This is a genomic window from Vibrio sp. D173a (genome assembly GCF_030248475.1).
This window is the reverse complement of the sequence record NZ_JAHGAH010000072.1, coordinates 1-13,827: the sequence shown is the minus strand read 5'-3', so window position 1 is coordinate 13,827 and position 13,827 is coordinate 1. Positions and strand designations below refer to the sequence as shown.

Below are 13,827 nucleotides of genomic sequence, written 5' to 3'. Positions count from 1 at the left end.
CATGGCGGGTTACCAACCTAAAAAGCGTAAAATGACTGCAGAGATCAACGTCGTACCTTACATAGACGTGATGCTTGTGCTGTTGATCATTTTCATGGCGACCGCTCCATTTGTGACTCAAGGCGTTGATGTGGATCTACCACAAACGTCGACGGCTGAATCCATGCAAGATCTGGCTGGTGATACTGACAGCAGCTTCATCATTATCGAAATCGATCGTGACGGCAATTTAGGCCTGAGCGTGAATGATGAAGAGGTTCAACGCGGTCTATCACTACAAGACGTGATTGTGCGCGTGAAAGCCGAGCGTGAGATTAAGCCTGATTCACCTGTTGCAGTCGGTGGTGATGCGGCAACGCCATACGCTGACGTTGTACTTTTGCTTGACGAGTTAAGTCGTGCAGGCATCCCAAAAGTGGGTCTGATGACCGATATCAAGGAATAGACATCGTACATCTATGAAAGACAACAAGAATAAACGCAAAGAATACACCAAGCCGATAGCGATATCGGTTGGTTTGCATGCGCTGTTAGTCGTTGCTCTGCTTTGGGGTACGGATTTCACAATGTCGAAACCAGAGCCAACAGGGCAGATGGTTCAGGCTGTGGTGATTGATCCAAAACTTGTTCAGAAACAAGCGAACGAGATTCGTCAGCAACGCGAAAAAGCCGCGAAGAAAGAGCAAGACCGTCTGGATAAACTGAGACGTGAAGCTGAGCAGCTTGAGAAAAACCGTAAAGCTGAAGAAGAACAGATTCGTAAGCTAAAAGAGCAGCAGGCAAAAGACGCCAAAGCCGCTCGTGAAGCCGAAGCTGCTCGCAAGAAGAAAGAACAAGAACGTAAGGCCGAAGAAGAACGTACTCGCAAAGCGAAAGAGCAAGCGGCAAAAGCCGAGAAAGAGCGTAAAGCCAAAGAAGAGGCAGTACGTAAGGCAGAGCAGGAACGTGTAGCGCGTGAGAAAGCCGCGAAAGAAGCGGAAGAAAAAGCGAAACGTGAACGCGAAGCCGCAGCAAAAGCCGAACAAGAACGCATCGCCAAAGAAAAGGCAGCCAAAGAGGCCGCAGAGAAAGCGCGTAAAGAAAAAGAGCGTCTTGAGCGAATAGAGCGTGAACGTAAAGAACAAGAAGCGGCACTGGATGACATCTTTGCCGGTCTAGAGAGTGAGTCGAGTGCAAACCAACAGGCACAAGGGCAATTTGTTGCTGACGAAGTTTCTCGTTACAGCTCAATCTATACTCAGCTTATTCAGAGCAAATTGCTAAAGGACGACTACCTATTGGGAAAGGAGTGTAGAGTTAACATTAAGCTGATTCCGACAGGGGCAGACATGATAGTCTCATCGGTGAGTGTGCTTTCTGGAGACTCTAGAGTATGTGCGGCTGCAAAGAGTGCAATCGCACAAGTGCCAAGTTTTCCAATGTCTACCGATTCAACAGTTAACCAAAGGCTGAAGGATATTAACCTTACGGTCGCACTACAACAATAAGGGATAAGCCGTGATTAAACGTCTTTTACTAGGAATGTTTGTACTGCTTGGCAGTCTGACGAGTGTAGCTCACGCTGCATTAGAGCTGGTGATTACCGATGGTATTGATTCAGCACGACCAATTGCTGTTGTTCCATTCAAATGGGAAGGCAGTGAACCGCTTCCTACCGATATTTCTGCTGTGATTGCTTCTGACTTGCAACGCAGTGGTAAATTCAGCCCGGTACCAACCAGCAAAATGCCCCAAACGCCATTCAACGAATCAGAGGTGAACTTTGACGCGTGGACCGGCTTAGGTGTGGACGCATTGCTTACTGGCTCAATCAAAAAGAACGAGCAGGGTAACTACGTAGTTAACTACCAATTGGTTGACGTAGTGCGCGGCCAGCTAACTGGTGGTAAGAGCAAAGCATTGGGTGGTGACGGTGAGCTAGTCCTTTCTAAAGATCATGTTCTGTTCAACAAGGTTGCAACAGTTGAAGGCCCACGTATGCGTGAATACGCACACCGCATCTCTGACTTGGTTTACGAGCAGTTGACGGGTGAACGTGGTGCGTTTATGACGCGTATTGCTTACGTGGTAGTGAACGATAAAGATAACTTCCCTTACCAACTTCGCGTGGCGGATTATGATGGCTACAACGAGCGTTTAGTTCTGCGTTCTAAGCAGCCACTGATGTCTCCTGCATGGTCTCCAGATGGTCAAAAGCTGGCTTACGTTAGCTTCCAAAATGGCCAAGCTGAAATCTTCATCATGAACATTTATACCGGTGAGCGCGAGAAGATTACTTCATACCCTCGTCACAATGGTGCGCCAAGATTCTCTCCAGATGGCAGTCAGTTAGCACTGGTACTATCTAAGACTGGTTCGCTTCAGGTATACACTTTGGATCTGAAAACTCGCAAGCTGACACAAATTACGCGTGGCAGATCAAATAATACAGAACCGTTCTGGCACCCTGATGGTAAATCACTGATTTTCACATCTGACAGGGGTGGTAAACCTCAGATTTATCAAGTAGATTTGGGCAGCGGTTCTACTAACCGCTTGACTTGGCAAGGCAGCCAAAACTTAGGTGGTCAAATCACCCCTGATGGTCGATTCCTAGTCATGGTGAATCGCAGTGATTCGGGTTTCAACTTGGCTAAACAAGATTTGGAAACAGGCGCTCTTCAGGTTCTAACAAAAACATTGCTTGATGAGTCTCCGAGCATTGCCCCAAATGGTGGCATGGTTATCTATAGCTCGATTTACAACAAGAAAAACGTACTATCGATGGTGTCAATTGATGGTCGATTTAAAGCTAGATTACCGGCAACAAATGGGCGTGTAAGAGCTCCCGCATGGTCACCGTTTTTGTAGTAAGAAAAACTGATTAATAAAGGAAAATAAGATGCAACTGAACAAGGTTCTAAAAGGGCTACTAATCGCGATTCCTGTGATGGCTATGACAGCATGTAGTTCAAGTGATGACGCTGCTTCTAACACTGGTGCAGAAACAAACACTGGTGCTTCAGAAACAACAGTAGTAACGCCGATCGATCCAAATGGTCAGCTAACGGAGCAAGAGCTAAAAGAGCAAGCGCTACGTGAAACTCAAACTATCTATTTCGCATTTGATAACTCAACAATTGCGGGCGATTACGAAGAAATGCTAGCAGCTCACGCTTCTTACCTAAGCAAGAACCCTGCTCTTAAAGTAACGATTGAAGGTCACGCGGATGAGCGTGGTACGCCTGAGTACAACATCGCACTTGGCGAGCGCCGTGCTGAAGCAGTATCGAACTACCTACAAGCACTAGGTGTTCAAGCTGACCAAATCTCTATCGTTAGCTACGGTGAAGAGAAGCCACTTCTTCTAGGCCAATCTGAAGAAGTTTACGCTAAGAACCGTCGTGCGGTTCTAGTATACTAATTCGAGGTAAACCTCATGTTCAGTAACACTAAGCGCGCTGTTACGCTTACGTTACTGGCAAGTGCAGCGAACTTCGCGTTCGCTGCACCAGCTCCAGTATCAGATCTCAACAGCACATCATCAGTATCTACTCGATCTTCTTCCGAAAGCGACATCGAGCGTTTAGAGCGCTTGCTGCAAAATCGCAACCGCGTTCAGCTTCAAATGCAAGAGCAAATTGACCAAATGTCACAAGAGATCAGTGATCTACGTGGTCAGTTAGAACGCAACAGCTACGAGATGCAGCAAATGCTGAAGCGTCAGCGAGAGTTGTTCGTTGAGTTTGATCGAGTGCGTGGCGAAATGAAAGCCGCGCCAGTAAAAGAAACTAAACCAGCGGAAACGGGTGGTAAGTACTCATCGAACGCCGATGAGCAAACGGCTTACCAAGATGCGGTGGACTTGATCCTTAAGAAACGCGACTACACTGGCGCGATCGCCGCATTCCAACAGTTCCAAAAGGACTATCCTGATTCAACTTACTCAGCGAACTCGCATTACTGGCTAGGTCAGTTGTACTTCGCTAAGAAACAGGACAAAGAGGCCGTGAAAAGCTTTGCTGCTGTGGTTTCTTACAAAGATTCCAACAAGCGTGCGGACGCATTGGTTAAGCTAGGCGATATCGCAGAGCGTAACAAAAATGACGCACAGGCGAAGAAATACTATCAGCAAGTTGTTGATGAGTACCCGGGCAGTGCCTCGGCGAAAATTGCAAGCTCTAAGCTGAAGTAATCACGCCTAATCGGTAGCAAGACAATATCAAAGGGAGCAGAGGCTCCCTTTTTGTTTTCTGTGTCCCTATCTCTTTCAATCTCTACTCTTTATCTCCCTATCTCTTTCAATCTCTACTCTTTATCTCCCTATGCCTCAATCCCCCTCAATACTTGTCTCTGTATTGCTGACCTGAGATGTAACAAGCGTTCATTCTCTACAGTTAGAATTGTTACTTACAACAAAGATATACGGCTAGACTGCTATAAATTCCGGTTACGGGTTGGTTTTTGAAAATCAACAAGGTTACAATACCCGGATTAAAGGAAGTTGCGTAGAGCAAGAGCAATGAGCCACATACTAGATAAAATCGAGACAGTTTACCCATTCCCTCCAAAACCAATCCCATTAAGCCAAGAAGAAGAAGCCGATTACATCGAGCGAATCAAAAAGCTGCTTAAAGAGAAAGACGCGGTACTTATCGCGCACTACTACACCGATCCTGAGATCCAAGCTTTGGCTGAAGAGACCGGCGGTTTTGTTGGTGATTCGCTTGAAATGGCGAAATTTGGCAACCGTCACCCAGCAAGCACACTGATCATTGGTGGTGTTCGTTTTATGGGCGAATCTGCAAAGATTCTTACGCCTGAAAAACGCATTCTGATGCCAACGCTAGAGGCAGAATGTTCTCTTGACCTCGGCTGCCCAGCAGATGAGTTCAGTGATTTCTGTGATGCACACCCTGACCATACGGTCGTGGTATACGCAAACACGTCGGCAGCGGTAAAAGCTCGTGCTGATTGGGTAGTCACATCAAGCATCGCTCTTGATATTGTTGAGCACTTAGACGCAGAAGATAAGCCAATCATTTGGGGGCCTGACCGCCATCTAGGTTCTTACATTGCGAAAAAGACAGGCGCAGACATGTTGTTATGGCATGCTGAGTGTGTGGTTCACGATGAGTTCTCTGCGGATGCATTACGTAAGATGAAGAACGTGTATCCGGATGCCGCTATTCTAGTACACCCAGAATCGCCAGCGAGTGTAGTGGAATTAGCCGATGCTGTGGGGTCTACAAGTCAGCTAATCAAAGCGGCGAAAGAGCTACCTCATCAACAAATGATCGTGGCTACAGACAAAGGTATCTTCTTTAAGATGCAGCAGTTAGTACCAGAGAAAGAGCTGATTGAAGCTCCAACGGCAGGTGCGGGTGCAACATGTCGCAGCTGTGCACACTGTCCTTGGATGGCAATGAACGGCCTTAAAGCGATTGAAAAAGCATTGAGAGAAGGTGGTGCAGAGCACGAAATCTTCGTTGATGAAGCATTACGTGTGAAATCTCTGGTCTCACTGAACCGCATGCTAGATTTCGCAGAGCAGCTTAACATGTAGTTGAAAGGCAACGCTTAGTCAGTTCTTAGACCAAAGTTTGCTACGATAAATCTCAAAAACCAGCCGAATATGGCTGGTTTTTTTGTTTTTTACAATCAATGAGTTAGTATTTAGTTATAGCAATCAGAAAGGAATCGGAAACTTATGGCTGTATGGCTAGTACTGAAAAAGTGGCTAAGTACCCATCTTTTCAAATTGAGCAACCGAAACCTTCTTGTCATTAGTGCCGCATATATCGCCATTTCATGGTTGTTGCTGGCCCTCGCGGGGGAGCACGCACTAACCGATAACTTCTCGAACTTCATTTACTACCTAATGGTCACCGCCTCTACGGTGGGCTATGGCGATCATTCACCCGTCACCGATATGGGCAAGTGGGTAGTCGTGTTGTTTATCATCCCTGGTGGTCTGAGCTTATTTGCCGCCATTTTGGGACGAGTGGCAGGAGGCGCGATCGACTATTGGCGAGCGGGAATATTGGGCAAACGGAGAGTAAGAGTGGAAAACCATATCGTATTACTGGGTTGGAATGGCGCACGTACCATGCATCTGATCCGTATGTTGCAACATGAAGAACATGGCAAGCGTCCAATCGTTTTGTGCAGTCGTTCAGACATTGAAAACCCACTGCCGGGTGAGATTGGTTTTATCAAGGTTAACAGCTACACCGATGCGCAGGAGATGAAGAATGCTAACATCACCGAAGCGAACTGTATCATTGTTGATAATCTCACCGATGACATCACCCTCTCAGCCGCCTTGTATTGTGCCTCTGTGAATCCTGATGCACACTTGCTCGCTTATTTCAAAGACGATGCTTTGGGCCGATTGTTGAGCCAGCACTGCCCGAGAGCGGAATGTATCCCAGCAGTAGGGGCAGAGATGCTTGCCAAAGCGGCGGTGGATCCGGGCTCAAGTGCACTCCATCAAGAGCTGTTGGCTTCAACACGTGGTATGACTCAGTACTCTGTGATCTACCCTGAAGATCAACCAACGACGACGGTCGAGACGATCTTTGGGTTCATTAAAAAGCACCATCAAGCGACCTTGATCGCTTTCGATCTTGGTAGTGGCATTGAGCTTAACCCAGAGCTCAGTGCTCAAGTGCCACCGAGCACTAAACTGTTTTATATTGCCGATGAGCGAATTGATGATTTCGCTTGGACTGACATGAACAAGGACAAATAATGCACATGATTGCCGACCTGTTGGCAGGTTTTCCTAACTTTCTTATCTATTTTTCCGTTTCGATTATCTTCGTACTGGCGTTCAAGTTCATCTACGTCAAACTGACGCCATACGATGAATGGCACCTGATCAAAGAAGAGAAGAACACCGCGGCTGCGGTTGCGTTAAGTGGTGCGTTCCTTGGTTATTGCTTAGCGATTGCAGGTGCGGCGACTAACTCAGTGAACATCGTCGATTTCATGGTGTGGGGCGTTGTGGCCATGCTCGCGCAAATCATTGCGTTTGGTATCGTACGTTTCATTCTTTTGCCAAAAGTCTCAGAGCGTATTGAGAATGATGAAGTGCCAGCGGGCATCGTGCTAGCGGCCGTCTCTGTCTGTGTCGGCGTGCTGAACGCGGCTTGCATGACGTACTAGGAGGAGCGATGAAACGCAGTTCTAACGTCAAACGTTCTTCCATGGACAAAAGCTTTAAAGTTGGACGAATCATTCCATTCGTTGCTTTTGGTGGCATCTTCTTTCTGGCAACGCACGAATCGAAAACGGAAGGTTACATCTACACCGACGCGGATGAGTGTAAATCGGATGCGCCAGAGTTCAGCGAACAGTGTGAAATCGCGTATCAAGAAGCGATGGCGAAAGCAGAAGAAAACGCACCACGCTATAACAATGAGTACGAGTGTGAAGACGATTTCTACGAAGACGATTGTTACTACAGCTCACGCCACCGTTCTTACGTACCGTTTGTGGGAGGATACTTCTTCAGCCGTGCAGTCAGCGGTTTAAGTGGTTACAACAAAAGCTACTATTCAGAGCCGATGTATCGCTACAAATCCAAGTATTACAACGGCGCAGGGCAGTTCTACGGCTCTTACCGTAATCAACCTACCAAGGTGGCGACGAGTAACCTAAACAAGCGAGGTGGCGGTACGATTGGCCGTGCCATGTCGCGAGGTGGATTTGGTAAAGCAGTATCAGTGAGTCGTGGCGGTTAACAGCGATGTTTCGACGAGAAATACAAGAAAGAGAAAACTGGCGTGATTTAGCACGCCAGTTTGGTTTTGGTTTCCATTCCATGTACGACCAACCCTACTGGGATGAGAGTGCTTACTATCAGTTCTCCCTTTCCCAAATCGAACAAGACATTGAAGACCCAACTGAGGAGCTTCATCAAATGTGTCTTGAAATCGTGGACGAGGTCGTACGAAGTGAGCGATTACTGACGCAATGTGCCATTCCTGAAGCCATGTGGTCCCAAGTGGCTTCCTCTTGGCAACGCAGAGAGCCATCCCTCTATTCAAGAATGGATTTTGCTTACAACGGTTCATCACCAGCAAAACTTCTAGAGAACAATGCAGATACCCCTACCTCTCTGTTTGAAACAGGCTTTTGGCAGTGGGTATGGTTAGAGGATGTGGTTAACAAAGGCCGCATCCACCAAAGTGCGGATCAGTTTAATATTCTGCAAGATTTCCTCATTGAGCGCTTCGCCGAGATCGCCAAATTGCAACCGGGGCAGACGTTGCATTTCAGTTGCTGCAAATACACCGAAGAAGACAAAGGCACAGTGCAATATCTGGAAGATTGCGCCCGTGAAGCTGGTTTAGCTACGGCGTTTGTTTTTGTCGAAGATATTGGTGTGACAGAAGAAGGGCAGTTTGTTGATGCCGATGACCGAGCTATTCGCTGGATGTTCAAACTCTACCCGTGGGAATTCATGTTCGAAGAGCAATACAGCCAGTATCTCGCAACATCGAGTGTGAACTGGTTAGAACCGATGTGGAAATCGATTCTGTCTAACAAAGCGCTATTACCGTTGCTTTGGGAGCGTTTTCCAAATCATCCTAATCTCCTGCCTGCGTATTTTGCGAACGATCCAAAAGCGAGCAGTTTGAAAGACTATGTCATCAAGCCTCTTTTTTCTCGCGAAGGCGCAAATATAGAGATCGTCAAAAATGGACAGCGTTTGGTGAAAACTCCTGGCCCGTACGAATCGAGCCAAAACATCGTCCAGCAATATCATCCGCTACCGAAATTTGGTCAGAGCCATACTTTGATTGGCAGCTGGTTAGTCAATGACAAAGCCGCCGGCATTTCTATTCGAGAAGACAGCAGTTTAGTCACGCAAGATATGGCGCGCTATATTCCACACGTTATTCTCGATTGATCAAAAAAGCTCTCCGACGTGGAGAGCTTTTCATCAAATGCAGTCTGCTTTAGGTGAGTAAAGCGTCTTACTCTTCTTCTGCTAGCATAACACCGCGCTGAGTCAGGCCACCAAGCATCATTGGCATCGCATTGAAGATCTCTTCAAACTGCTCTAAACCTTCTATGCCTTGCTCTGCAAGTGTCGCGATCGTTGTTTCTGGATCGTAAAGCATAGTAAGAGAAAGCAGAACACCACCCAGTAGAGCGCTGTCTTCGCTATCCTCAGGCATTAAGTTTTCCCAGTCATCACGAGTGATTTGCCAGCCTTGAAGTACGCCTTCACAGAAATCACGCGTGTTCGCTGAAACGATATCTTGATCATCCAGTTCACAACCTTCTGGCCATTGCCATGAACCCTCTAGAAGAGCAGGACGAGTTTGGTTCCACATTTGAATAATCTCATCAATGTACTGCTCTAGTTGTTCGCCATCAGAGAAAGGTGCGGTTTCTTCACCACCCCATAAGAACGGCAGCCACTCTTGAGGGTTTAGAACGTTTGGCGCACACGCCATCGACGTTACAAAGCCTTGAGTTTTCGCTAGGTTTAGTAGTTTTCCATCAAGTTCTGGAAGAGAAAGGATGTCTTGTAGTTTCAAAATCGAATACCATTTGTTAATGGGCTGGTTGGTTGCGCTCATATTACCAATCAATCAGCGATAAATCGATATTAGGGAATGATTCGTCTACATCTATGGAAATTCGTTCGTCACTCAGAAAAAAAAGCATTCTCGCCCTAACGCTTTATTTGTGTTTCTTTATCGCGACCATTGGCTCCGTCGTGTACCTCGTTGTTGACCCGCCAGTCCGAGAAAAGCTCGAACGTAATTTGAATTTACGCACCCAATTACTTGCATCTCAAATCGAGGGGCCATTGACCAGCTCCGTTGGATTGCTGAACAGCTTGGTTGGGTTAGGGCAAACACCAACAGCCGATATTTCACTGCAAGGCACCATTCCCCAGTTACTTGCCGTGAGTGATGACATCATCGTCAGTGGCGGTTTATGGCCAAAGCCGACACTCGAAGATGAGCGCTGGCAATACACAAGTTTATTCTTCAATAAGAACGAGCACGGCAGCTTAGATCAAATCCATTCTTACAATAACCCCGAGTCCGGTGGTTACGACAACGAGCCCTGGTATCAATCTGTGGCGAATAAGCCCGCTGGTTATGTAAGTTGGTCTGGCGTTTATATTGACACCTTTACCCAAGTTCAGATGATCACGGCTTCAGCGCCTTACTACAAAGAGGGCGTTTTCGCTGGTGTCGCCACGGTCGATTTATCCCTCGAAGCGCTATTTCAATTCATTCGCGAGCACACCAATCAATACTCTCTAGGTGTGGTGATCCGTGACGCGGATGGACAGGTCGTGATTGAGCATAACTTTCATCTCACCAAAGACATTTACATCAGTCAGCTTGAATTCGGCGCTTTCCAATGGCAAATGGACGTTGTGAATGCCAAAGTTCAAGTAGCAGAACAAGTGTTTGAGCAAGTGATGAGTGTAGAGCGGGGCATCATCCCTTTCTTATTGATCTGTGTGCTGGTGGGTTACTACCTACTGAATCGCTACATTGTGGAACCCATCGTCCGCATCGCGCAAAAAGTTGATGACTCCAAAACTGGTGGCATCATCGACATTACCTACGATAGTGAAGATGAAATCGGACACCTGATCACTAAGTTCAATGAGAAAACCGTCTACCTAGAGCAAGAGCGCATCAAAGCGCAGGCTTCCACCAATGCGAAAACGGCATTTTTGGCGACGCTATCTCATGAAATTCGAACGCCGATGAATGGTGTGTTGGGAACGGCGCAAATCCTGCTGAAAACCCAGTTAACCGACGAGCAGAGAAAACACCTCAACACCCTGTATGACTCAGGCGATCACATGATGACGTTGCTAAACGAAATCTTGGATTACTCGAAGGTTGAGCAGGGGCACATCGAGATTGATAACACCCCATTCCCAATTGATTCGATTCTGGGCAGTACCAACAGTGTCTATCACACCTTGTGTGCTGAGAAGGGTCTGCAATTCCGCGTCATTTCCAATGTGCCAGAGGGGCGTTGGTACAACAACGATAAAGCACGACTGCGCCAAGTTTTGTTCAATCTGCTCAATAATGCAGTCAAGTTCACCGACCGAGGCTATGTGGAGGTAGAACTGACAGAGTATGTTGAGGGACAGCAAACGCGCTTGCGCATTAGCGTAAAAGACACTGGCATCGGCATTAGTCCTGACGCTCAGGAACGCATCTTTAGGCCGTTTGAGCAGGCGGAGTCTTCGACCACGCGTCGATATGGCGGCACAGGCCTTGGACTCGCGATTGTTAAGCAGATTTCCGAGCACATGGGCGGTAGCATTACCGTGCAGAGCCAAGAATGCATCGGCACTAAGTTTGTGGTCGAACTTGAACTAAACCCTTGTGAAGCGGGGATATTGGAGCCTACCAGCACACACAAACTTGATTGCCAAGGTTTACGTGCGTTGATCGTTGAAGATAACCGCACCAACACCATCATCATGGAGACTTTCTTACGCTCGAAGGGTTTCGCTTGTGTTTGTGTCGAGAATGGCAAACAAGCCGTAGAGCAGGTGTCCAGTCAGAAGTTTGATTTGGTATTAATGGACAACCACATGCCAGTGCTCGATGGGGTAGGCGCAATCGCGGTGATTCGCTCTATGGATACATCCGCAAAATCTGTGTTGATCTTCGGGTGTACGGCCGATGTATTCAAAGAGACACAAGAGCGGATGCTGGATGTAGGCGCTAACCACATTATTGCAAAACCTATTGTTGAATCAGAATTGGACGATGCTTTGTATCGCCACGCTTCTATCCTCTATCAATACCAAGATAAGCAGGGGAATAAACCAGTAACACCGCACGATGTAGATGCGTTACTTTTGAACTTCTATCTAGCGTTAGATGATGGCAACCTCACTCAAGCGCTAACGACGCTGTCTTATATTCTCGATAGTGTGCAACCGAGCATGACAGAAGAGCTAAGCAGCGTTATCGAACGTATTGAAAGCCACTTACTTAAAGCCTTACCTCCTGAGCAAGAAGACATCGATCAGCTCACCATATTATTGGCAGATCAATAACCTCACACATAAAAAGGAAGTCGCTTGAACCGAGGTTCGAGCAACTTCCTTTGTTCAAGCCCATTTCTCTAACCCCACAAACTTCGCATTTACTCTGAAAATCGACCTCCAAGTAGCATAAGCCGATCTTTTTGAAATTCACTTACCGGATATTTCTCTGGTTTTCTGCGTGTTTTCGTGTGCTAAGTCGTTTATTAGTAAATAAATTACGTTTTTAAACCTCATTTTAGGTCGTTTTAAGGTGGTTTTTACTGGTTTTGGTGAAAGCTGCTACTTTTGGGCTTAAAGTTGGTTATTAATTTACAACCAAGAATTTAAAACGAAATCATAAACTGAAAATATTGTGTTTTAATGGCGCCATTAACTGCTATGTGGTTTTAAATGCAGTAAATCATTTTATAGATGTCGTTTTTAATAGTGTTTGATTTTAGAGGTTGTAAATGAAGTCTCGTGGACCATTTTGTATTCGTAACGCCGCAGCGGATACTTTTGCTATGGTGGTTTTTTGTTTTATCACAGGGATGATCATTGAGATTTTGATCTCGGGTATGACGTTCGAGCAGTCTCTGGCATCACGCACTCTGTCTATTCCAGTCAATATCGCAATTGCATGGCCTTATGGCATGTTCCGTGACTGGGTGCTACGCCAAGGCCACAAGCTTTCACCTTCATCTTTCATGAAAAACGTGTCTGATTTGGTGGCATATGTGCTATTCCAATCTCCAGTTTACGCAGGTATTTTGTTTGCGGTAGGCGCATCGACTGACCAAATCATTACAGCAGTGGCGAGTAACGCGGTTGTATCTTGTGGTATGGGTGTACTTTACGGTTACTTCCTTGACCAATGCCGCCGTTGGTTCCGAGTACCTGGCTACTATCAAGAGGCATAATTGCCCCTGTTTTATGCAATTTAGCTAGATAGTGAGCAAACAAACGCAAAAGGGCGCTTTTTTTCGTGTTTAGCCTTGACCATCAGGCACATAATCATTAAATTAGCGCCTCGTTAGCCAATGATGCTAACCACAATTTGATTCGGTGAGTTGTCCGAGTGGCTGAAGGAGCACGCCTGGAAAGTGTGTATACGGCAACGTATCGAGAGTTCTTATACGAGTCACACAGTTACTGCATATTATGCTAGTATCGAGTATCATAAAAAACAATTCGGAAGGATGGCTGAGTGGCTGAAGGCGCTCGCCTGGAAAGCGGGTATACGTTTATAGCGTATCTGGGGTTCGAATCCCCATCCTTCCGCCAAATTCAGAAAAATTAAGGGCTTACCGCGAGGTAAGCCCTTTTTTTCCTTTTCAAAACTTAGTTAAATCCTTAACTAACCGCTTCACTATAAAAAATCAATATGCAGTAAATCTACTGCGCACTGTTGACGCGAAAAGAACATATCCTATCCTTAGTGTGTATTTACTGCACATTGGTGAGTTCATGAGACCGTTAGCTAACAAACATGCGAATATCAAAACTAGTGCTTATCAAGGAAAGACACGCTATGTGTTACTTCACAGCAATCAATTGTTAGCTGACGTTTTTGATGCTTGGTCTGCACAATTAAGTAAGGAATATGCATTCAAGACAGTTGAAACATATGCATATGCAGTAGTTAATTTTTTGAATTACGTTGAAGAGCTATCAATAGAACTAGGTGGACTTGTTGGAGAAGATTTTAAACGTTGTCTGGATGGCTTTGAAAGCTACTTAGTGTATGGAGTGGATGCACCGGATGAGAAGATCTCTAAAGTTGCTCAATAGAAGTGGACCCCAAT

General features: G+C 46.3%; 14 protein-coding genes and 1 tRNA gene. 14 read left to right on the top strand and 1 reads right to left on the bottom strand.

The window, feature by feature from the left end:
* Position 1 precedes the first annotated feature (1 nt).
* From tolR to KIV40_RS08380, 10 genes are all read left to right on the top strand, one after another.
* A complete protein-coding gene (gene tolR, locus KIV40_RS08425; protein ID WP_009842719.1) occupies positions 2-445 on the top strand; it encodes a protein TolR in 444 nt (147 codons plus the stop codon).
* A 13-nt stretch (positions 446-458) separates the two neighbouring features.
* On the top strand, positions 459-1,487 hold the full coding sequence (gene tolA, locus KIV40_RS08420; protein ID WP_045397726.1) for a cell envelope integrity protein TolA: 1,029 nt from the start codon (positions 459-461) through the stop codon (positions 1,485-1,487).
* A gap of 10 nt (positions 1,488-1,497) precedes the next feature.
* The gene (gene tolB / locus KIV40_RS08415; RefSeq protein WP_005426162.1) at positions 1,498-2,850 is read left to right on the top strand and encodes a Tol-Pal system beta propeller repeat protein TolB; all 1,353 of its coding nucleotides are present in this window, start codon (positions 1,498-1,500) and stop codon (positions 2,848-2,850) included.
* 31 nt (positions 2,851-2,881) lie between these two features.
* The gene (gene pal, locus KIV40_RS08410; RefSeq protein ID WP_005426291.1) at positions 2,882-3,403 is read left to right on the top strand and encodes a peptidoglycan-associated lipoprotein Pal; all 522 of its coding nucleotides are present in this window, start codon (positions 2,882-2,884) and stop codon (positions 3,401-3,403) included.
* A 15-nt stretch (positions 3,404-3,418) separates the two neighbouring features.
* Positions 3,419-4,174 carry a tol-pal system protein YbgF gene (gene ybgF, locus KIV40_RS08405; RefSeq protein WP_285348668.1) on the top strand — a complete coding sequence of 252 codons (756 nt, stop codon included), beginning with the start codon at positions 3,419-3,421 and terminating at the stop codon, positions 4,172-4,174.
* Positions 4,175-4,501: 327 nt separating this feature from the next.
* On the top strand, positions 4,502-5,545 hold the full coding sequence (nadA, locus tag KIV40_RS08400; protein WP_045397732.1) for a quinolinate synthase NadA: 1,044 nt from the start codon (positions 4,502-4,504) through the stop codon (positions 5,543-5,545).
* A gap of 144 nt (positions 5,546-5,689) precedes the next feature.
* A complete protein-coding gene (locus KIV40_RS08395; protein WP_010646945.1) occupies positions 5,690-6,733 on the top strand; it encodes a potassium channel family protein in 1,044 nt (347 codons plus the stop codon).
* A complete protein-coding gene (locus KIV40_RS08390) occupies positions 6,733-7,149 on the top strand; it encodes a DUF350 domain-containing protein (protein WP_285348667.1) in 417 nt (138 codons plus the stop codon). The genes KIV40_RS08395 and KIV40_RS08390 overlap by 1 nt, the downstream gene beginning before the upstream one ends.
* Positions 7,150-7,157: 8 nt before the next feature.
* Positions 7,158-7,727 (top strand): DUF1190 domain-containing protein, encoded by a 570-nt coding sequence (locus tag KIV40_RS08385; RefSeq protein ID WP_103413399.1) that lies wholly within the window; start codon positions 7,158-7,160, stop codon positions 7,725-7,727.
* A gap of 5 nt (positions 7,728-7,732) precedes the next feature.
* Entirely contained in the window at positions 7,733-8,899 is a 1,167-nt protein-coding gene (locus tag KIV40_RS08380) for a glutathionylspermidine synthase family protein (protein WP_045377923.1), read from the top strand.
* A gap of 67 nt (positions 8,900-8,966) precedes the next feature.
* Here KIV40_RS08380 and KIV40_RS08375 read toward each other — a convergent pair whose 3' ends face one another.
* Entirely contained in the window at positions 8,967-9,578 is a 612-nt protein-coding gene (locus KIV40_RS08375) for a YecA family protein (protein ID WP_285348664.1), read from the bottom strand.
* A 53-nt stretch (positions 9,579-9,631) separates the two neighbouring features.
* Between KIV40_RS08375 and KIV40_RS08370 the strand changes: the two genes are divergently transcribed.
* The 4 genes from KIV40_RS08370 (at position 9,632) to KIV40_RS08355 (ending at position 13,813) form a co-directional block, all read left to right on the top strand.
* Positions 9,632-12,052, top strand: a complete 2,421-nt coding sequence (locus KIV40_RS08370) for a hybrid sensor histidine kinase/response regulator (protein ID WP_285348663.1) — start codon at positions 9,632-9,634, stop codon at positions 12,050-12,052.
* A gap of 440 nt (positions 12,053-12,492) precedes the next feature.
* Positions 12,493-12,942 carry an L-alanine exporter AlaE gene (locus KIV40_RS08365; protein ID WP_005426133.1) on the top strand — a complete coding sequence of 150 codons (450 nt, stop codon included), beginning with the start codon at positions 12,493-12,495 and terminating at the stop codon, positions 12,940-12,942.
* Between the two features lie 273 nt (positions 12,943-13,215).
* Positions 13,216-13,306, top strand: a tRNA-Ser gene (locus KIV40_RS08360).
* A gap of 183 nt (positions 13,307-13,489) precedes the next feature.
* Positions 13,490-13,813 carry a hypothetical protein gene (locus KIV40_RS08355; protein WP_285348661.1) on the top strand — a complete coding sequence of 108 codons (324 nt, stop codon included), beginning with the start codon at positions 13,490-13,492 and terminating at the stop codon, positions 13,811-13,813.
* Positions 13,814-13,827: the final 14 nt, after the last annotated feature.